This is a genomic window from Kitasatospora sp. NPDC127067 (genome assembly GCF_042724755.1).
Classification (GTDB): Bacteria; Actinomycetota; Actinomycetes; order Streptomycetales; family Streptomycetaceae; genus Kitasatospora; species Kitasatospora lactacystinica.
The window spans coordinates 16,060-35,929 of record NZ_JBHXEM010000038.1; the positions used below are offsets into that span (position 1 = coordinate 16,060).

Here is a 19,870-nt window from a genome sequence, read left to right on the forward strand (position 1 = left end):
GCCAGGGAGCGACTGGAACCGGACACCGAGCAACCAGCCAGCGGAGGCGATACCGCTCCCACTCCAGCACCGCAGAGCCGATCGGAAGCCACATGACCGACACGCTTCGTCCGCCACAGAACGTAGCCGCCCCGGCGGCCGAGGCGGCCGCGCCCCAGCAGCTCAAGCGCTCGATCGGCGTGGTGGGCGGCACCCTGCTCACGCTGTCCTGCGTCACGCCCGCCTCGACGCTCTTCGTGATCGTGCCGGAACTGTTCTCCAGCATCGGCAGCGCCACCGCGCTGGCCATCGCGATCGGCACCGTACTCTGCGTCGCGGTCGCGTTCTGCTACTCCGAGCTCGGCACCCTGATCCCCAGCGCCGGCGGCGAGTACGCGATGGTCGGCACCCTCGCCGGACGGCTGATGGGCTGGCTGGTCTTCGTGCTCTCGCTGATCGTGGTGATGATCGTCCCGTCGGTCATCGCCCTCGGCACCGCCGACTACCTCGCCCCCGTCCTGCACCTGGACAAGGCCATGACCGGCGCCGCCGTGATGCTGGCCGCCACCCTGGCCGGCCTGCTCGACCTGCGCGCCAACGCCTGGATCACCGGCATCTTCCTGGTCCTGGAGGTCATCGCGGCCGGCGTGGTCTCGGTGCTCGGCTTCGCCCACACCAACAGCGGGGCCCCCAGCCTGCTGCACGGCGTGGTCACCGGGGACAACGGCGCCACCACCACGGTCAGCGTGGGCGCCATCGTCGGCGCGCTCGGCATCGCCCTGTTCATCACCCAGGGCTTCTCCACCGCGGTCTACCTGTCGGAGGAGCTGGAGAACCCCCGCCGCAACGTCTCGCGCACCGTGCTGTGGACGCTCGGCATCTCCTCGGCCATCATCCTGGTCCCGGTCGTCGCCATCACCATGGGCGCCCCCGACCTCCAGACCCTGTCCGCCGGCGACATCTCCGGCATGGTCACCGCCTGGAGCAACTCCGCGGTCGGCACCTTCATCAGCCTCTGCGTCGCGCTGGCCATCATCAACGCCGGCATCGTCATGGTCATCCAGAACTCCCGGGTGCTGTTCGCCTCCGCCCGTGACAAGGCCTGGCCGGAGCCGGTCAACAAGGCCTTCGGCACCCTCGGCCGCTTCGGCTCGCCGTGGATCGCCACCCTGGCGGTCGGCCTGCCCGGCGCCGCGCTCTGCTTCGTCAAGGGCGAACTGCTGAGCAACATCACCGGCGTCGCCGTCACCGGGATGTACCTGCTGGTCGCGATCGCCGCGCTGCTCTCCCGCCGCGCCCACCACAAGCACGCCGCCGCCTGGCGGATGCCGCTGTGGCCGGCCGTCCCGGTCGTGCTGATCGCCGTCCTGGTCTACGTCATGACCAAGCTGGACACCGAGCCCCTGCTGTGGACCGGCGGCATCACCGCCGCCGCCACCCTCTACTGGCTGTTCTACCTGCGCCCCCGGCAGGACACCCGCTGGGTGATCAGCCTCCCCGAGGACCAGCAGGACTGACCCCCACCCCTCCCCCACACGGCGGTGCCCCGGGCCTCCCCCAGCCCGGGGCACCGCCGTCTCCCGCTACTTCCGGGGCTTCCACTGCGGGCTGGTGGCGATCGCCCGCAGCTCCGCCGCGGTCATCAGCGGATCGCCCTTCGACGCCAGCGTGACCAGGACCTCCATGCCGTCCGGCCGCATCGCGTCCACGACCAGCACTCCCTTCGGGGCGCTGGCCACCGCGCCGCGCACGAGGAGCTTCGTCCCGTCCGGCAGAGTCTCCGCGTCCTGGTACGACTCCGGTCCCGGCCGGTCGTCGGGGGCCTTCGCCCAGTTCTCGACCGTCAGCGTCAGGGTCCCGGTCCGCCCGCCCCCGGCCAGCTCGAAGTCCGCCCGCAGCTCCCGGCTCCTGCGGTCGGTCACGGTCACCCCGGAGGGCAACAGCCCGGTCAGGACGGTCTCGCGGTCCTGCAGCGACAGGCCCGGGTCGATCGCCTCGGTGTCGACGCCGTCGAACTTGAGGGCCGCGACGACCCGGTCCCAGGACTTGTCCGTGACGACGGCCTTCAGCTGGTCCAGCGTGAGCGGCGGGTTGGGCCGGCTGTCCGGCGCGTCCTTCTCCTGGGGGGAGTTCCACTCGCTGAAGCCGATCAGCCCGCCGTCCGGACGGGCCACCGAGGCGCGCCACTCCTTGGTGGTGGCCCGGTGGTCCGGATACTCGTAGCCCTGGGTGAGCATGAGCTTCGATCCGTCCGGCAGGACGGTGACGGTGCAGGAGTCCATCGAGGCGATCTTGAGGTTCGTCGGGCAGGTCTGCGGCTGGACGTCCTTGGGGCGGTGCTTCTGGATGCTGAGGCCCATCAGCGACCGCCCCTGGCCATCGTCGAAGACCAGGTTGGCGTCCGCGTAACTCCCCCTGTTCTCGTCGGTTCCGTGCCCCTTCGCGTCGGACACCTGGCCCTTGGGCAGCAGTGCCCGGAAGGTGGCCACCACCTCGTCGCCGGAGACCACCGTCGGAGCGGAGGACTTCACCGAGGTCGGGGTGGCCGCGGCGGCGGCGCTGCCGGTGGCGTCGGGCGTGGTGGCGTCGGACGTGGTGGCGTCGGGGGTGGCGCCCGCCGGGGCGGAGGCCGCGCTCACCGTGCCCGCGTCCTTGCCGGCCGGGGCGCCCAGGAACACCGCGCCGGTGCCCACCAGGGCCAGGGCGGCCGCACCGCCCACCACGGCGGCGGTCGAGCGGCGGCGCCAGCGGCGGCGGCCGCGCCGGTAGCCGCCCGCGACCAGGTCTGCCTGTTCGGTACGGAAGCCTTCGCCCGTACGGGTGAGGGCGTAGAGAAGATCGTCCTCGAACTTGTCCGGTTCGGACATGGGTGTTCACCGTCTCCTTGCGTCGCGGGTTGCGGGAAGTGCCGTGTCACGGACGGCGGGAAGCGCCGCACGGCCGGGCGCCCGCCGGCCTCAGCGGGCGGCGAGCTCGGTCAGCGAGTCGCCCAGCAGGGCGCGCAGCCGGTTCAGGGCCCTGGTGGTGCGAGTGCGGACGGCGCCGGAGGAGACCCGCATCGCCTCGGCGGTCTCCTCGACGCTGCGGTCCTCCCAGTAGCGCAGCACCAGAACCGCGCGGTCCTTGGGCGGCATCCGGCCGAGCGCGTCGAGGAGGGTCAGCCGCAGGGTGCTGTCGGTGTCGCGTCCCGCCGGCTCCGGCAGGACGTCACTGGGACGCTCGCCGCTGGAACGGCGGCGCTGCTGGGCGAGGAAGATGCGCACCATGACGGTGTGGGTGTAGGCCGCCGGGTTGTCGATCCGGCCCCGGCCGGTGAAGGCGCTGCGCCGCCACAGCACGTACATCCGGCTGAGGGCCTCCTGCACGAGGTCCTCGGCGTAGTGGGTGTCGCCGCTGGTGAGCAGGCAGGCCGAGCGGTACAGGTGGCCGGTGCGGCCGGAGACGAGTTCCAGGAACTCCGCGTCCTTGGCCTCCCGGCCCGCCCCGATCCACCCCATGCGCCCTGCCCCCCGCGGTCCGCCCTCCCTGACACTTCATCGATGCGGCGGGCGGGCGGCGGTGTTACAGGGGTCCCGGCGGATTTTCGGTGAGCCGGGCCCGCGCCGGGCGCCGGGCGGGCATCGGTGGGGAGTCGGCCGGGCGCCGGCCGGGCCTCAGTCGGCGGACTTGCGCCGGTGGTCGCGCAGCACCACGCCGCCGCCGATCAGCAGGGCCACCAGCAGCGCGCCGACGCCCACGACGTACGTCGCGGTACGGCCGTCGCGGTCGGCCTGGGTCTCGCCGAGGCCCACCGGACGCGGCACGATCGGCGCGGCGGCGAGCTGCACCGGGGCGTCCGGGACGGGCGCGTAGGGCGCGTCCTCAGGAGCCTTGGTGACGGCCTTGACCGGGTCCACCACACCCCAGCCGATGAACTTGTCCGGCTCGCGCTGGGTCCGCTGCGCGGTCTGCTCGATCCAGGCCCGCACCTGGGCCGCCTTCCAGTTCGGGTGGGCGCTCCTCAGCAGCGCGGCGAGGCCGGAGACGTACGGGGCGGCGAAGCTGGTGCCGTTGTCCACGCACTGGCCGCTCCCCGGCACGGTGGACAGCATGTCGACACCGGGCGCGGCGACCTTCACGAAGCTGCCGTACTGGGAGAACGGCGCGCGCTCGTTGTTGCGGTCGGAGGCGCCGACGGCCAGCACGGTCGGGAAGGCGCCCGGGTAGGTGTCGCCCTCCTTGCCGTCGTTCCCGGTGGAGGCGACCACCACGACGTTGCGCGACTCCGCGTACTCGACGGCGGCCTTCAGGTCCTGGTACCCGCCGAAGCGGGCGTCGCCCGCACCGCGCACGTCCTGGGAGATGTTGATGACCCCGGCGCCCTTGTCGACCGCTTCCCTGATCGCCTGGACCAGGGTGGAGACGTCGCCGTTTCCGTCGCTGTCGTTCTGCCGGATCGAGAGGATCTGGGCGTCGGGAGCAAGTCCGACGAAGCCGGTCTGCGGCCTGACCCGGGCGGCGATGATGCCGGCCACCTTGGTGCCGTGACCGACCGGGTCCTCGACGGACGCGCCCTTGACCGGCTCCTTGGTCTCCCGGTTGACCAGCAGGTTGGAGCCCGCCTGGAGCTTGTCGACCGACTTCTGACCGGAGGAGTCGGCCGGGACCTGACCCGCCAACTGCGGGTTTCCCAGGTCGACCCCGGTGTCGATGACCGCGACCTTCACGCCCGCGCCGGTGGTCTTCCCGCCCTGCCACAGCTCGTTGAGCAGCAGTCGCTGGAGCGACCACGGCACAGTCGGCACATCGGGCGCGTTCTTGGGGCAGTCGCCGGCCGCGGCCAGCGCGGGCCCGCCCTCGGCGTACGCCGGGGCGGCGAGCGGGCCACCCAGCACCGTGAGCGCGGCGATCGCCGCGGCCGCCTTCCGGTACCCGTGTCGGGACACCCTGCCACCCCTCATGTCGTTCACCCGTGCCGCGCGTCGGGGGCGGGTGCCCGGAATCCGGGTACCCGCCCCCTGCCGTTCCTCAAGGAACCCGAACGTCAGCCCCAGAGCTTGGCGTTGGCGTCCTCGGTCGTCCGGTAGCTCTGCGCGGCGTTCTCCAGCGAGGTCGCGATCTGCGCGCAGGCCTGCTGGAGGTCGTTGGCCTTGGCGTCCCACTTGGCCTGGTGGGCCTGGTAGCCCTGCTGGGCGGCACCCTGCCAGCTGGTGGCGATGCGGGTGACGTTGCCCTTGAGGTCGTTCAGCAGGTGGTCGATGCGGCTCGCCGAGGCCTTGACCTCCTCGGCCGCCTGGTGAACGGTCTGGAAGTTGACGAGAATGTGGTCGGACACGTTGTCTCCCTTGACGAGGGTGCGGAGCGCCGCGCGGTCAGTGGCGGACGCTCCGCAGAGCGGTGGAGCGGGGCAGAACGGCGGTCGGCGCGGGTGCGTCGATCAGCGCGAGTGCGGTGATCAGCCCTGGGCCGAGGAGAACATCGCCTTCTGCTCCTCTTCGGTGCTCGCGTAGTGCTTGGTGGTCAGCTCGATCGCGTGCTTGATCGCGTTCAGCGATTCCTTGAGCGCCGCGATGTCCTCGTTGACCCGGTTCTGCAGGCTCGTGTAGGCCGTCGCGGCCGTGCCCTGCCAACCGCCGGTGATGCCGGAGACCGTGCTGATCAGCTTGTTCTTCTCAGCCTCGATCTTGCCGATGGCCTCTTCGATCTGCTTGGCGAATGCCAGCATCTCCTGCGCGGTCATCGTGAACTGACCCTGAGCCATGCTCCACCGTCCCCCATGAGACAACATTTGCGTGTACGGAGGGCCCTGCGGGCCGACCGCCGCCATCACCGGTGTGATGTCCAGCAGCACTGTAGTCGGCACACGCAGCTCGCCCAACATCGATCACCGAGTAGTTACCAGACCATGACACTGAGGCCAATTCGGTTGCCGCGCTTGGCCCGTCAGGCGTTCTGCGGCTGAACGGCGCCCGCCGCCGTCAACGGCGGGCCGGCCGGCACCAGGTTCGACCACTCCTTCGGCACCGGCAGCGGCCGGACCCCCTGGTAGCCCAACCGGGCCTGGTTGCCGCCGGGTTCCTCCGGCTGCTGGCCGGAACCCTGGGCGGTGGCCCCGGGGGTCGGCGTGGCACCGGCCGACGGGGTCGGCGGCTTCGGGGTGCCGCTCTGGCCGGGCTGGGGCGAGGCGCCGGGGCGCGGACCGCCGTCGCCGTTGGACGGGACGGAGTAGCGCAACCCCGTCTCGGTGATCAGGAAGTCGGTTCCGGAGCCGGCGGCCGAGTGGTCCAGCGAGCGGTAGAACAGACCGTGACCGGGGGTCACGTACGCCGCCCCGGCTCCGTTGTTGTACGGCGCGGGGTACGAAGTCCCGGCCCAGACACTGCGCTTGGCCGTGGCGCCGTCCTCGGCGACGCCGTCGTAGGTGCTGCACACGACCATCCGGGCGTCCTGGCGGTCCTGTTGGTTGTTCACCGGCGCGCCGGTCTTCAACGGCCAGTCCGCCACGGTGCCCTTCAGCGGTGCGTCGACGCCCCACTGGGCGTTGTCGGCCGGGGTCATCTCGTCGCTGCGCGGCTTCTTGTCCTGGTCGTACTTGTAGAGCATCTGGAACGCCGGGTTCTGCCGGATCAGGTCCGCCTGGAACGGCGTGACCAGGTACAGCTGCTCCTTGCCGACCACGTAGTGGCGGTCCTGGTAGTGCACCAGCCGGCCGACCCGGCGGTCGGCCTGGTTGCTCAGCTCCACCTTGGAGTTGGCGCCCTGGCTGTCGGCGACCCCGTCGACCTGCGGGAAGGTGACCGGGGTGGCGTCCACCAGGGTCTCCAGCCAGTCCCGCTTGACCCGCTGCGGCACCGCGTTGGGCCCGAACACCGCGGTGATCAGCGCCTTGCGCTCCCTGTCGTCCGACTGCGGGGAGCCGATCAGGTGCCTGCGGCCCTGCGCGTCCACCAGGTACACCGCCGCACCCGCGGCGGCCGGCTGACCCGGCACCGGCGCGGCCGAGACCTGCTGCTCGTCGGCCTGCTGCACCAGCAGCAGCTGGTCCGGGCCGAGCATCCGGTCCTTGGCCGCCAGCGCCGTCGCGTCCACGCCGGCCGCCACGAACACCGCCTGGTTGACGGTCTCCTGCTTGTCGTCCGAGCCCGGACGGTCGCACACCGCCCACTTCATCGGCTTGCTCGCGTTGTCCGTGGTCGGCAGCTTGTCCGGCGCGTACGGGATGCCGATCGTCGGCCCGTGGTTCGGGTACCGGTCGAGCACCCCGTCGTCCACCACCACGACCTTGGCGCCCGCGGGCAGCACCAGCCGCGCCGAGGACATGTTGAGCACCTGGTGCAGCCGCTTGGTCTTCTGGTCCTGGTCGATGAGCACCACGTACCGGGTCGTCGACTGCTTGCCCTGGATGATGTTCTTGCCGTCGTCCCACTTCACCGGCGCGCTCGGCTTGAAGACCCCCCAGAGCCCGAACCCGGCCACGAACACCGCCCCGGCCAGCACACTCGGCAGCACCGCCTTCACCGGACGCGGCGCGTCCTCGTCACTGCCGCCGCCGGCGGGCAGCAGGAAGGCGCCCACCGTGCGCTTGCGGGCGAAGGTGTACGCGTTCAGCTCGTCCCGGCGCGATGCCATACCTCGTCGTCCCCCTTGTCAGACGTTGTCGGGCGTTGTCAGACCGACCGGCCCCGTGGTCACCCGCCGGGCACGAACCGGCGCGAACCCTCTACGATGCGGCAGCAGACGGTGAGTACGGTACGGGTACGGTCCGCGACACAGCCAGCCGGGCCGCGACAACGGATCAGAGAGGGCCACCGGGGGATGCCAAGCCAGACCGCTCCAGGACGCCGCCGCAGTGCGGGCGGCGGGAGGCCGCGCCGGTCCGGCCGGGCGCAGCACAGCGCACCGGCGAACGAGACGGGACCGGGGACCGGGACCGCCGGACCGCAGCCGACCGGCAGCCGGGGCGGCGGGGCCGTCCAGGTCCGGGTCAACCCCCGACCGGGGCTGCTCGCAGGGCGGTTGAAGCTCCAACAGCTCGTCCTGGTCGAGGTCGCGGCGGCCCTGGTCGCGGTCGGCTGGACGATCAGCCGCCCGGTCGCGGCCGGCTTCGGCGCGGTCGCGCTGGTACTGCTCGTGCTCGCGCTCGTCCCGGTGCGCGGCCGCACCGTCCCGGAACTGCTGCGGGTCCGCGCCGCCCTCAAGTCCCGCCGCAAGCAGGCCAGGACGCTGCTGCCGCCGGCCGGCACCGACCCGGCGCTGGCGCCGGCGCTGGAGCTCGAACCGGGGCTGCGCACCTGCACCCACGCCACCGAGGCCGAGTTCGGCGGCCGCCCGGTCCGCCGGGAGACCGGCATGGTCGGCGACGGGACCTTCCTCAGCTCGGTGCTGCTCGTCCAGGCCAAGGACCAGCCGCTGCGCCCGGTGCGCACCGCCCTGCCGCTGCCGCTGGACGTGATCTGCTCGGCGCTCACGGTGGACGACATCACCCTGGAGTCGGTGCAGCTCGTCCAGCACACCCAGCCCGCCCCGGCCCAGCACCTGCCCGAGCAGTCGCTGGCCGCCCGCGCCTACCGCGAACTGCCGGACGGCACCGCCACCCCCGGGCTGCGGCTGACCTGGATCGCGCTCAAGCTCGACCCGGAACGCGCGGCGACCGCCGTCCGGGCCCGCGGCGGCGGCGAGGAGGGCGCCCGCAAGGCGCTGCAGCGGGTCACCGACCAGCTGGCCGGCCGGCTCAACAGCGCCGGCTTCAACGCGACCGTGCTCGACGAGCGCGAGCTGATCGCCGCACTGGCCATCGCCACCTGCGCCAACCCGATCGCGGTGGCGGGCCGTCAGGGCACCGGCAGCGGCGGCGGCACCACCCGCCGCACCCAGGAGGGCAACCGGTTCTGGCGGATCGACGACCGCTGGCACACCACGTACTGGATCTCCCGCTGGCCGCAGCTGAGCCGCCCCGGCGGCGCCCCCGGCCGGGTCGCCGCGCCGGACCTGGTCAACCTGATCACCGGCTCCCCGGCCCTCGCCAGCACCTTCAGCCTGACCGCCGGACACGGCACCGGCGGCTCGGTGACGGTCAGCGGGCACGTGCGGGTGACCGGCCGCAACGAGAGCGAGGTCGGCCAGATCGGCCGCCAGGTGGAGAGCCGCGCCCAGAGCACCGGGCTCGGCCTGGTCCGGCTCGACCTGGAGCAGGCCCCCGGCATGCTCGCCACCCTGCCGCTCGGAGGGGCTTCCTGATGGCCTACCAGACCTACCCCACCGCCGGCCCGCAGCCCGGCGCCGAGCAGCGCCGGACCCGGCCGCGGATCCTGCCCGGCTTCGGGCTGCGCGGCCCGCGCCGGGAGAAGCACGTGCTGGAGCCGGCCGACCTCGCGTCGCTGGCCTTCCCGGTCGGCGACGACGGCGTGGTGATCGGCGTCGACCCGCAGGGGCTGCCCGCGGTGCTCGGCCTGTTCCGCCCGACCTCGTACGACCTGGTGCTGGTCGGCGGCATGTGGACGGCGCAGGTCATCGCGCTGCGGGCGGCCGCGATCGGCGCCCGCGTCGCGGTGGAGACCGCCCGCGGACAGCTGTGGGGTCCGATGGCCCAGGCGGCCGGCGGCGGCCAGCCGTGCGTGACGGTCCACCAGGTCGGCCGGCTCGGCCCGCAGGGCGCCTCGGTGGCCTCGCCGGTGCTGGTGGTGCGCGACCTCGGCGCCCGCCCGCCGCGCAGCCGGCTCTCCGCCGCCCCCTGGCAGACCACCCTGACCCTGCTGCCCTACCTGGGCCCGAACGCCTCCCGGGTGCTGAACGCGGCCGACCTGGTCGGCGTGCAGCGGATCTCGCCGCAGGAGGCGGAACTGACCGGCCGGATCCTGTCGCTGCCGCCGGAGGACGTGGCCGCCCTGCCCACCCTCGGCGACGACCTGACCCTGTGGGCCACCAGGATGCGCCGCCAGTACGTACGGGCCGTGGCCGGGCAGGCCGAACAGCAGGTGCTCGGCGGGCCGCGCCGGATGGACTGAGCGCCGGCCCGCCGCACCGGGCGGGCCGGCGGGGATGCGAAGCCGCCTTCAACGGGGGTTGCCGTACGGCCTAGTCTTTGATGTGGCAACGGCACCGCTGAGAAAGCGGCGGCGAACACGAGGGAGCCAGAGTGAGCAGCGATCGGGACGGCGTCTACGTCGGCGACAACGCGGCGGAGGACGACGACGACTGGTCGGACGCGCCTGACTACACTCCCCCGTCCTGGTACGTCCAGACCGAGCCCGCGGCGGCCGCGAACGCACCGGCGGCGGGCACTCCGGCTCCGAACGCACCGACTCCGAACGCACCGGCGGCGGGCGCTCCGACGGCTCCGGGCGCTGCCGCCGCGCCCGCGGCACCCGGTGCCCCGACGCCCGCCGCTGCTCCGGCGCAGGCCCAGCAGGCCCAGGCCCCCCTGCCCGCTCCGGCGCAGCAGCAGGCCGAGGCTCCGGCGCCCGGCCAGGCCGCGCCCCCGGCGGCCGAGGCCGTGCCGGCCGCGGTCCGGGCTCCGGCACCCTCGCCGGCACCCGCTCCCGTGCCCGCGGCGCCCGCCCCGCCGGTGCAGGCCGAGGCGCAGCACGTCCCCTTCCCGGCGCCCTCCCCGACTCCGTCGGTCCCCGAGCAGCCGCAGCCCGGTGCCCCGGCGTGGGCGCTGCCGGAGGCCGCGGCGCAGCAGCCCGTCCCGCAGCCGTACCCGGTGCCGGCCGCCGCGACCGCGGTGCCGGGACAGCCCGTCCAGCCGGGCCAGCCGGGCCAGCCGGGCCAGCCGCAGAACTTCGCGCAGCCGCCGGTCCAGCCGGCCCCGCCGCAGCACCCCCAGGACCCCCAGGGCCCGGCGGCGGCCTGGGACCCGCAGGCCGCGTGGGCGGCCCAGCAGGCCCAGCAGGCCCAGCAAGCCCAGCAGGCCGCCGTCCCGCCGCAGCCCGGTCCGGTGCCGCAGCCCGGCCCGGTGGACCCGCGCCAGGGCGGCTGGCCGCAGCCCGCCGCGTACCAGCAGCCGGCCCAGCCGCAGCCCGGTCCGCAGGGCCAGCCCGGCCAGCCCGTGCCCGGCCAGCCCCAGCCGCAGCCGTGGCAGCAGCAACCGCAGGCCCCGCAGCCCAGCGCGTTCCAGCAGGCCGCCGCCCCGCAGCAGACGGCGCACGGCGCGCCGCTCGGCTACACCGCCGCCGTCGAGCTGTCCTCGGACCGGCTGCTGCGCAGCCAGCCCAAGCAGCAGCGCCAGCAGCCGCGCTTCCAGTTCGGCGGCAAGGCCGCGGCGGCCGAGAAGGCCCGCCGGCTGGAGATCATCCGCACCCCGGTGCTGAGCTGCTACCGGATCGCCGTGATCAGCCTCAAGGGCGGTGTCGGCAAGACCACGACCACCACCGCGCTCGGCGCGACCCTGGCCAGCGAGCGCCAGGACAAGGTGATCGCGATCGACGCCAACCCGGACGCGGGCACCCTGGGCCGCCGGGTCAAGCGCCAGACCGGCGCGACCATCCGCGACCTGGTGACGGCCATCCCGCACCTGCGCAGCTACATGGACATCCGTCAGTTCACCTCGCAGGACCTGAACTCGGGCCTGGAGATCCTGGCGAACGACGTCGACCCGGCGGTCTCGACCACCTTCAACGACTCGGACTACCGCCAGGTGATCGACGTGCTGGGCCGCCAGTACCCGATCATCCTGACCGACTCCGGCACCGGTCTGCTGTACAGCGCGATGCGCGGCGTGCTGGACCTGGCCGACCAGCTGATCATCGTCTCCACTCCCAGCGTGGACGGCGCCTCCAGCGCCTCGACCACCCTGGACTGGCTCTCCGCGCACGGTTACGCGGACCTGGTGCAGCGCAGCATCACGGTGGTCTCCGGGGTGCGCGAGACCAGCAAGATGATCAAGGTCGAGGACATCGTCGCGCACTTCCAGACCCGCTGCCGCGGCGTGGTCGTGGTGCCGTTCGACGAGAGCCTGGCGGCCGGTGCCGAGGTCAACCTCGACATGATGCGGCCCAAGGTCCGCGAGGCCTACTTCGATCTGGCCACCCTGGTCGGCGAGGACATCGTCCGGGCCCAGCAGGCCGCCGCCCAGCAGGCCGGCTGGCAGCAGCAGGCCCAGGCGCAGGCCCAGCCGGCCTACCAGCAGTCGAGCGGCCCGCAGCCGTACGCCGACCCGCAGCAGCAGCCCCAGCCGTACCCGCAGCAGGCCGGCCAGCCCGCCCCGGGGGCGCCGTGGGCCCCGCAGCCCGGCCAGGCCCCGCCGCCCCCGCCCGGGTACGGCTACCCGCAGCAGCCCGCTCCCGGGGCGCCCTGGGGGCAGCAGCCGGGACCGGGCTACGGCTACCCGCCGCAGGCGCCCCAGCAGTGAAACCGCGGAAGGGGCCCACCGACCTGGTGTCGGTGGGCCCCTTCCGGCGTTGCGGCGCTCAGAGGCCGTCGGTCAGCTCACGGGCCCGCTTGACGTCGTCGGCCATCCGGTCCAGCAGCGCGTCGATGGAGTCGAACTTCTCCATCCCCCGCAGGTAGGCCAGGAAGTCCACGGCCACGTGCATCCCGTACAGGTCCAGGCCGACCCGGTCGATGGCGTAGGCCTCCACGGTGCGGGCGGTGCCGTCGAAGGTCGGGTTGGTGCCGACCGAGATCGCCGCCGGCATCCGCTCGCCGTCCGCGGTCAGCCAGCCCGCGTACACGCCGTCGGCCGGGATCGCGCTGTGCGGCACGGTCTCGACGTTGGCCGTCGGGTAGCCCAGCTCGCGGCCGCGCTGCGCGCCGCGCACCACCACGCCCTCGACCCGGTGCGGGCGGCCCAGCACCTCGCCCGCGCCGGCCATGTCCCCGGTCTCGACCAGCCGGCGGGTCAGGCTGGAGGAGAACGGCTCGCCGGCCCCGGCCGTACCGCACACCTGGAGGTCGACCACCTCGACCTCGAAGTCGTCCGCCCGGCCCAGCTCGCCGAGCAGCGCGACGTTCCCGGCGGCCCGGTGGCCGAAGCGGAAGTTGGGGCCCTCGATGACGACCCGCGCGCGCAGCGCGTCCACCAGCACCTGCCGGACGAAGGTCTCCGGGGACTCCTGGGAGAACTCCGTGGTGAACGGCAGCACCAGCACCGCGTCCACGCCCAGCTCCGCGATCAGCTCGGCGCGGCGCGGGTGCGGCGCGAGCAGCGGCGGGTGGCTGCCCGGCCGGATGACCTCGCGCGGGTGCGGGTCGAAGGTCACCACGACCGCCGGGAGACCGAGTTCGCGGGCCCGCTCGACCGCCCGCCCGATGATCAGCTGATGCCCGCGGTGCACCCCGTCGAACGAGCCGATGGTGACGACGCTGCGTCCCCAGTCCCCGGGGATCTCCTCCAGGCCACGCCAGCGCTGCACCTGACCGCTCCTTGTTCCGTACGGCGCGTACCCTCTGTACGCTCAAACGCTCAAAACCCGAACCCCTATAGCGTGCCATGCGCCTGCCCCGGCTCAGGCACCGGAATACGGGTTGAGCCCGCCGAGGGCCCCGCCGCCCGCCCGGACACGGCCCGCTCGGCCTCGGCGGCGGCGTACTGAGGGTCCCGTCCGGCCGCCGTCAGGGCCCGCATCCGGGCCAGTCGGGGGCCGTCCGGGGCGGTCGGCGCGGCGCCGGACGGCCAGCGGGCGAGCAGCCGGGCGAAGGCCGCCGACCGCCCGGCGCAGCGCACCAGCAGCTCGTCCGCGCCCGGCAGCCCCGGGGTGGCCCGGGCCAGCACCGCCCGGGCCCGGGCGGGATTCTCGGCCGCGCAGTGCTCGGCTAGCCCTTCCACGGCCGTGGTCAGCACCACCGGGTCGGCCTCGGTGGCGAGCAGGGTGTCCAGCAGCTCGCAGCGCAGCGCGTCCGCCGCCGGGTCGGCCACCGGGACGGACAGCACCTCGGCGAACGGCCGCCGGACCTCCGCCCCGCGGGCGGCCAGCGCGACGCCGAGCAGCACCCGCAGCTCCAGCCGGTCGGCCGGGCCGACGGCGCCGGCGCGCCCCAGCCGGCGGCCGAGGTAGTCGACGGCTACCGGCCCGGCCGGCGCCGGGTCCGCCCGCAGCAGCCCGGCGGCCAGCTCGGCGCCCCGCCGCACGGCCGCCGGGGCGGTGGCGTCGGCGAGCACCCTCAGCGTCTCGGCGAGGGCCGCGCCGGGGCCGGCCGACCGGGCGGCGAACGCGGCCAGGACGGGCTCCGGGTCGCTCTCCAGGGCCGGGGCGAGCGCCCGCGGGGTGAGGAACGCGTCGCCACCGGCCCGGAGCCGGGCGAGGGCCGCCGGCAGGTACGCGGAGCGGGTCGCCGGGTCACCGACCAGCAGGGCCAGCGCGGCCCCGTGCAGGCCGGGCTCGTCCTCCCGGGCGAGCAGGGTCAGCGCGGTGTACCGCAGCAGCTCCGCCCCGGCACCGGAGGCGTACGGGGCGGTCCGCAGCGCGTGCACGGCGGCCGCGACGTGCCGTTCGGGCCGCCGGTCGTGGCTCCAGCGGTCCACCGCGCGGCAGAGCGCGGACGGCTCCTCGGCGGCGAGCACGGTCAGCAGCGCGTCCGCCCTCGGGTGCGCGGCCGCGGCCAGCGCGTCGGCCAGCTCGTCCAGGGCGAGCCGGCGGTGGGCGCGCAGCAGGTCGTGGGCGACGTCGGCGACGGTGCGGCCGGGGCGCCCCGGCAGGCCGCGCGCGTCCTCGAACCAGTCACAGAGCAGCGGGAACACCGCGACCGGGTCGGCGCGCAGCCGCTCGGCCACCGCGGCGAGGTAGCGCTGCCCGGGACCGTCGGCGGGCATCAGGCGGCGCAGCAGGTCGAGTTCGGCCTCGACGGGCAGGCCGAGGCCGGTCCAGAAGGCCGGGCCGAAGCGGCCGAGCCCGGCCGCCCGGAGCGCCGCCGTGCCCGCCGGGCCCGCCCGTTCGGCGATCCGGGACGCCAACTGGTCGAGCAGTGCCCGGTGTTCGGCCGGGTCCGGGCCGACGGTCAGACCGGCGGCAAGCAACCCGGCCGCCCACCAGGCGGGTTCACTGCCCGGCGGGCGGAGGTCCAGGGCGCGCCAGATCCGGTGCAGCCACGGGTCGAGGGCGCCGGCGCCCCAGGTCTCGGCCACCCGGCGCAGCGCGGCGACGACCGGGCCGATCCGGTGCCGGGGGACGGCGCTCGCCCCGGCGGCCGGCTCCCCCGCGCGGTGGCCGCCGGGCTCCTCCGGCTCGTCGGCCGGCCAGGGCGGGGTGTCCTCGGCCTCGCCGAGCAGCAGCCGCAGCGCCGCGTCCAGGTCCAGGTGCCGGCCCTGCAGCCAGTCCGCGAACTCCCCGTGCGCGAAGCGGAATCCGGGCCCGGCCGGGACGAACAGGCCCTCGGCGAGCACCGCCGTGGCCCAGCCGCCCTCGACCGGGAACAGCTCCTCGAAAACGGCGTGGTCCAGCCCGCCGTCCGACCGGCCGCCGAGCATCCGCCGGGCCGCCTCGTGCACCCGCCCGGCCACCGCCGCCGCGAGCCGGCGCACCCGCCGGTGCCGCGGCGTGCCGGGCCGCACCGCGCCCCGGCGGTGGGCGCCCGGGCGGCGCGGCCGAGCCTCCTCGGCCAGCCGCTGGGCCACCCGCAGGCAGCGCAGGTCCAGGAAGGCACCGAACAGGTCGCCCCGGCGCACCGGACCGTCGTGCAGCCCCTGGGCCCACAGCTCCCCGGCCAGCCGGACGGCCAGCGGGTGCCGGGCGTCCTCGGCGGCGGCCGGGTGCCCGGGGGGGAGCCCGTACCGGCGGCGCACCCGCTCGGCCGCCTCGGGGGGCAGCGGGCCGAGCCGCTGTCCGGCCAGGCTCGGCCCGCCGTGGCCGCGGCCGTCCATCCGCACGGTGGGGGCGCTGCCGAGGTCCCCGTGCGGGTGCGGCTCCTCCGTCCGGCGGGGGCCCGGGGTGCCGCTGCCCCAGGTCTCGGCCGCGAGCAGTTCCCACAGCTCCTCCCCGCAGGCCGTCACCAGCCGGGCCCCGCAGCCGGTCAGCCACTGGCCGGCGCCGCGCAGCCAGCGCGCGTCCACCGGCAGCGGGGCCTCCTCGGGGCCGTCCAGGACCACCAGCAGCGGCCGGCCGGCCGCCGCGCACAGCGCGGCCACCGGCTCGGGCGCGGGCGCCGGGGTGCCGAGTCCGGCCGCCGCGGCGGCCAGCGCCCGCTCCACCGGCTCGGCGAGCGACCGGTCGTCGGCGTGCAGGTCGGCGCCGCGCAGCCAGAGGGTGGGCAGCGGGTGGGCGCCGCCGTGGCGGCGGGCGGCCAGGGCGGCCAGTTCGGTGGTGCGCCCGCTGCCGGGGGCGCCGACCAGCACGGTGACGGTCGCGGCCGGAGCGTCCCCGGCCAGGCCGTCCGGCCGGTCCACCCGGTCGGCGGCCAGGTGGGCCACCCGGCCCGGCCCGGCACCGGCCGCCGTCACCTGGGCGGCGGTCAGCCGCAGCACCCCGGCCAGGTTGAGCGCCGGGCCGTAGCCGGGCACCGCGGCCGCGTTGCCCGCCAGCAGCCCGGCCAGCGCCTCGGCGCCGCCCGTCCCGTCCGACGGGCCCGCCCCCACCGCCACGGCCGGCAGCGCCCCGCCGTGCCGGGGCCCGCCCAGGGCGGGCGCGGCCAGGGCGACCACCGCCCCGCTGCGGGCGTCCAGCACCGGCGAGCCGGCCGGTACCGCGACCCCGCCGACCACCGGCACGTCCAGCAGCAGCACCCCGCCCAGCCGGTGCCCGCGGTACGCCGCCGCGGTGACCCCGAGCAGTCCGCAGCGCAGCACGACCACCCGGCCGTCCTCCCCCGCCAGCGCGGGCAGCAGCACCTCCCCCGCGGCCGCGGCGGGGGCCAGCGGCAGCGGCGGCACCGGCAGCCCGCCGACCGCCTCGGTGCGCAGCAGGGCGAGGCCGTACCCGGGCAGTGGCAGCACGGCGTCCGGGCCGAGCACCCTGGTCTGCCCGCCGGGGGTGTGCAGCACGATCCGGTCCAGGCCGGCCACGCTCTCGTGCGCCGTCAGCACGCTTCCCTGCGGGTCGGCGACGAACCCCAAGCCGTGCAGCCGCCCGTCGAGGTCGCGGATCCGCAGCAGGTACCGCCCCGGATCGCCCTCCGGAAACCCCGGCATCCCGTACCCCTTCGGCCGTCGCTCGCTCGCCGTCGGGAGCCTGCCCGCCGGAGCGGCGCCCCGACCGCGCCCGCGCCGCTCACCACGGGCGTTCGCTCCGCGCGCTCCCTCGTGCGGGTGAAGGTGCCGCGGGAACGGCGGAGCCCCCGTCGGGATGACTCCCGACGGGGGCTCCGAACAGCGGTGGGGCCGTCAGCCGACGAAGACCGCGACCGGCTTCGCCTGCCCGCCCTTCTCCTCGACCAGCGCGAGGAAGCGCCCGTCCGGCCCGTACACCGCGATCGGCCCGTCCACGCCCATCCCGGGCGCCTTCAGCCGGGCGCCGTGCGACAGCTTCTGCGCCGAGGCCTCGTCCAGGTCCCAGCGCGGGAAGGCGGCCGCCGCGGCCTCCGCGATCGGCAGCACCTCCAGCCCCTTGGCGTCCTCGCCGGTGACCTCGGCCTCCAGCTGCTCCAGGGTGCGCGCCGACTCCACCCCGTACGGCCCCACCTTGGTGCGCCGCAGCGCGGTCAGGTGGCCGCCGACGCCGAGCCCGGCGCCCAGGTCCCGGGCCAGCGCCCGGATGTAGGTGCCGGAGGAGCACTCGACGGTGACGTCCAGGTCGATCACCGGCGTGCCGTCCTCGGCGACCGCCGCGCGCTGCTCGTGCACGGTGAAGGAGTGGATCGTGGTCGGCCGGGCCGCGAGCTCGAAGTCCTCGCCCTCGCGCACCCGGGCGTAGGAGCGCTTGCCGTCGATCTTGATCGCGCTGACCTTGGACGGCACCTGCATGATCTCGCCGGTGAGTGCCGCGATCCCGGCGTCGATCGCCTCCCGGGTGACGGCGTCGGCCGGGGCCGAGGAGGTGACCTCGCCCTCGCGGTCGTCGGTGACGGTGGTCTGGCCGAGCCGGACGGTCGCCTCGTAGGTCTTGGCGGTGAGCATCAGGTGGCCGAGCAGCCGGGTGGCCCGCTCGACGCCGATCACCAGCACGCCGGTGGCCATCGGGTCCAGGGTGCCGGCGTGGCCGACCTTCCGGGTCCCGGCCAGCCACCGCAGCTTGGCGACGACCCCGTGCGAGGTGATGCCCTCGGGCTTGTCGACGATCACCAGGCCGTCCGGGCCGGTGCCTTTGCGCTTCATCGGGTTCTTTCTCTCAACAACATCAGCAGAGATGATCAACGTACCGGTCGCAGCGCGCCCCGGAACCGCTCGACCACCGCGGCCACGTCCGCCCGGACGCTGAATCCGGCCGCGTGGACGTGCCCGCCGCCGCCCAGTTCGGCGCAGGCCGCGGCGACGTCCACCACGCCCCGGGAGCGCGAGGAGCCGCGCAGCGTGCCGTCCGGGTCCTGCTTGAGCACCAGCGCCACCTCGGCCTCGGCCGGGCGGCGCAGGATGTCGATCAGTCCCTCGATCTCCTCGACCGTGACGCTGAACAGCGCGAGGTCCTGGTACGGCACCCAGGTCCACACCAGCCCCAGCCCGTCGGCCGCCTCCGGCTCGTAGACGGCCCGGTCGAGCGCGCCCGCGAGCACCTTGAGGTAGCCGAAGGACGAGGTGTCCCACAACTGCCGGGAGATCAGGTCGTGCCGGATGCCGGTGGCCAGCAGCCGGGCGGCCAGCTCGTGGGTGGCGGGCGTGGTGGCCCGGTACTTGAACGAGCCGGTGTCGGTGGCCACACCCGTGTAGAGGCAGGTGGCCAGTTCCTCGTCCAGCTCGACGCCGAGCCGGCGCAGCAGCTCGTCGACCAGCACGGCGGTGGCCGGAGCGGTCGGGTCGATCAGCTGGTGGGTGCCGAAGCCCGGGTTGGAGGCGTGGTGGTCGAACACCACCAGGACGGGCGCGGCGAAGGCCTTGTCGTGCAGCAGGCCGAGCCGGCTCTCCGCGGCCACGTCGAAGCAGAGCACCAGCTCGGGCACGTCCGGCACCGCGGCGGCCGGCACGATCAGCTCCTGGCCGGGCAGGAAGACCAGCGACTCGGGCACGATCTGCGGGTCGTCGCCGAAGGAGACCCGCACCTGCTTGCCGAGCGCGCGCAGCGCCAGCGCGGCCGCCAGCGAGGAGCCCAGCGCGTCGCCGTCCGGGCAGATGTGGCAGATCAGGTCGATCGAACGGGCCCGCCCGATCTCCGCCACCACCTGCTGCCAGATCAGCTCGAACCCGCTCTCCTCGGTGCGCGGGCCCGGGAGCGCCGCGAGGGCACCCTCCACCGTGCTGGTGGAGGACGCCCCCGTGGTCGATCCGGCTCGCGGGGCGGCCCGCGCCGGCTCACCCGCCATGACTACTCGTCCTCGTCGTCACGCTCGGACGCCGGAACCCGGTACGGGTCCGCGCCGCCGGCGTAGTCCGCCCCCGCGGCCTGGGTGCGCACGGCGGCGTCCGAGGTGCGGGCCCGGTCGAGCAGGTCGTCGATGTTCCGGGCGTTGTCCGGCAGCGCGTCCGCGACGAAGGTCAGCGTCGGCGTGAAGCGCACGCCGATCTTGCCGACCTCGGAACGGATCACGCCCTTGGCGCTCTCCAGCGCGGCCGCGGTGGCCTCGCGCTCGGTCTCGTCACCGAAGACGGTGTAGAAGACGGTGGCCTCGCGCAGGTCTCCGGTCACCCGGGTGTCGGTGATGGTCACGAACCCCAGACGGGGGTCCTTGATCCGCCGTTCCAGGGTCTGGGCGACGACCACCTGAATGCGGTCGGCGAGCTTGCGCGCCCTTGCGGTGTCGGTCACGTTGCCTCCTCGTGCAGTGGGCCCGGTACCCGGGTGAGCTGCGCACCCGTCGGGGCCCACGCCCCAAAGTACCGGCCCGCGCCCGGCCTTGCGGGCGCTCTCGGTCCTGATCCGTGTGAGAACGGCGACTTCCGCCGACCGGCTCCACG

General features: G+C 75.1%; 15 protein-coding genes. 4 read left to right on the top strand and 11 right to left on the bottom strand.

Annotated features, from left to right (window positions below):
* Positions 1 to 92: 92 nt before the first annotated feature.
* Positions 93 to 1,496: an APC family permease gene (locus ACFWJ4_RS17870; RefSeq protein WP_380544936.1), complete on the top strand. Its 1,404-nt coding sequence runs from the start codon at positions 93 to 95 to the stop codon at positions 1,494 to 1,496.
* A 66-nt stretch (positions 1,497 to 1,562) separates the two neighbouring features.
* On the opposite strand, the gene ACFWJ4_RS17875 is transcribed toward ACFWJ4_RS17870, so the two are convergent.
* The 6 genes from ACFWJ4_RS17875 to ACFWJ4_RS17900 all read right to left on the bottom strand — a co-directional run bounded on the left by ACFWJ4_RS17875 (position 1,563) and on the right by ACFWJ4_RS17900 (position 7,587).
* Positions 1,563 to 2,846, bottom strand: a complete 1,284-nt coding sequence (locus ACFWJ4_RS17875) for a hypothetical protein (RefSeq protein ID WP_380544939.1) — start codon at positions 2,844 to 2,846, stop codon at positions 1,563 to 1,565.
* Between the two features lie 90 nt (positions 2,847 to 2,936).
* Positions 2,937 to 3,476 (bottom strand): SigE family RNA polymerase sigma factor, encoded by a 540-nt coding sequence (locus tag ACFWJ4_RS17880; RefSeq protein WP_380544942.1) that lies wholly within the window; start codon positions 3,474 to 3,476, stop codon positions 2,937 to 2,939.
* Between the two features lie 156 nt (positions 3,477 to 3,632).
* Positions 3,633 to 4,904, bottom strand: a complete 1,272-nt coding sequence (gene mycP, locus ACFWJ4_RS17885) for a type VII secretion-associated serine protease mycosin (RefSeq protein ID WP_380544945.1) — start codon at positions 4,902 to 4,904, stop codon at positions 3,633 to 3,635.
* A 98-nt stretch (positions 4,905 to 5,002) separates the two neighbouring features.
* Positions 5,003 to 5,293, bottom strand: a complete 291-nt coding sequence (locus tag ACFWJ4_RS17890; protein ID WP_380544948.1) for a WXG100 family type VII secretion target — start codon at positions 5,291 to 5,293, stop codon at positions 5,003 to 5,005.
* A 120-nt stretch (positions 5,294 to 5,413) separates the two neighbouring features.
* Positions 5,414 to 5,839 (bottom strand): WXG100 family type VII secretion target, encoded by a 426-nt coding sequence (locus tag ACFWJ4_RS17895; protein ID WP_380544951.1) that lies wholly within the window; start codon positions 5,837 to 5,839, stop codon positions 5,414 to 5,416.
* Positions 5,840 to 5,901: 62 nt separating this feature from the next.
* Complete coding sequence (locus ACFWJ4_RS17900; protein WP_380544958.1) at positions 5,902 to 7,587, bottom strand: type VII secretion protein EccB; 1,686 nt, start codon at positions 7,585 to 7,587, stop codon at positions 5,902 to 5,904.
* A 387-nt stretch (positions 7,588 to 7,974) separates the two neighbouring features.
* On the opposite strand from ACFWJ4_RS17900, the gene eccE reads away from it, so the two are divergent.
* From eccE to ACFWJ4_RS17915, 3 genes are all read left to right on the top strand, one after another.
* On the top strand, positions 7,975 to 9,195 hold the full coding sequence (gene eccE, locus ACFWJ4_RS17905; protein WP_359911633.1) for a type VII secretion protein EccE: 1,221 nt from the start codon (positions 7,975 to 7,977) through the stop codon (positions 9,193 to 9,195).
* Positions 9,195 to 9,962 carry a hypothetical protein gene (locus ACFWJ4_RS17910; protein ID WP_359911636.1) on the top strand — a complete coding sequence of 256 codons (768 nt, stop codon included), beginning with the start codon at positions 9,195 to 9,197 and terminating at the stop codon, positions 9,960 to 9,962. Before eccE ends, ACFWJ4_RS17910 begins: the two co-directional genes overlap by 1 nt.
* A 131-nt stretch (positions 9,963 to 10,093) precedes the next feature.
* A complete protein-coding gene (locus ACFWJ4_RS17915; protein ID WP_380544961.1) occupies positions 10,094 to 12,307 on the top strand; it encodes a MinD/ParA family protein in 2,214 nt (737 codons plus the stop codon).
* A 58-nt stretch (positions 12,308 to 12,365) separates the two neighbouring features.
* On the opposite strand, the gene ACFWJ4_RS17920 is transcribed toward ACFWJ4_RS17915, so the two are convergent.
* The 5 genes from ACFWJ4_RS17920 to rbfA all read right to left on the bottom strand — a co-directional run bounded on the left by ACFWJ4_RS17920 (position 12,366) and on the right by rbfA (position 19,721).
* A complete protein-coding gene (locus tag ACFWJ4_RS17920; RefSeq protein ID WP_380544964.1) occupies positions 12,366 to 13,310 on the bottom strand; it encodes a bifunctional riboflavin kinase/FAD synthetase in 945 nt (314 codons plus the stop codon).
* A 65-nt stretch (positions 13,311 to 13,375) separates the two neighbouring features.
* On the bottom strand, positions 13,376 to 17,017 hold the full coding sequence (locus tag ACFWJ4_RS17925) for a serine protease (protein WP_380544967.1): 3,642 nt from the start codon (positions 17,015 to 17,017) through the stop codon (positions 13,376 to 13,378).
* Positions 17,018 to 17,209: 192 nt separating this feature from the next.
* A complete protein-coding gene (gene truB, locus ACFWJ4_RS17930) occupies positions 17,210 to 18,139 on the bottom strand; it encodes a tRNA pseudouridine(55) synthase TruB (protein ID WP_380544970.1) in 930 nt (309 codons plus the stop codon).
* Between the two features lie 35 nt (positions 18,140 to 18,174).
* Positions 18,175 to 19,278 carry a bifunctional oligoribonuclease/PAP phosphatase NrnA gene (locus ACFWJ4_RS17935; protein WP_380544973.1) on the bottom strand — a complete coding sequence of 368 codons (1,104 nt, stop codon included), beginning with the start codon at positions 19,276 to 19,278 and terminating at the stop codon, positions 18,175 to 18,177.
* 2 nt (positions 19,279 to 19,280) lie between these two features.
* The gene (gene rbfA / locus ACFWJ4_RS17940; protein ID WP_359909144.1) at positions 19,281 to 19,721 is read right to left on the bottom strand and encodes a 30S ribosome-binding factor RbfA; all 441 of its coding nucleotides are present in this window, start codon (positions 19,719 to 19,721) and stop codon (positions 19,281 to 19,283) included.
* Positions 19,722 to 19,870: the final 149 nt, after the last annotated feature.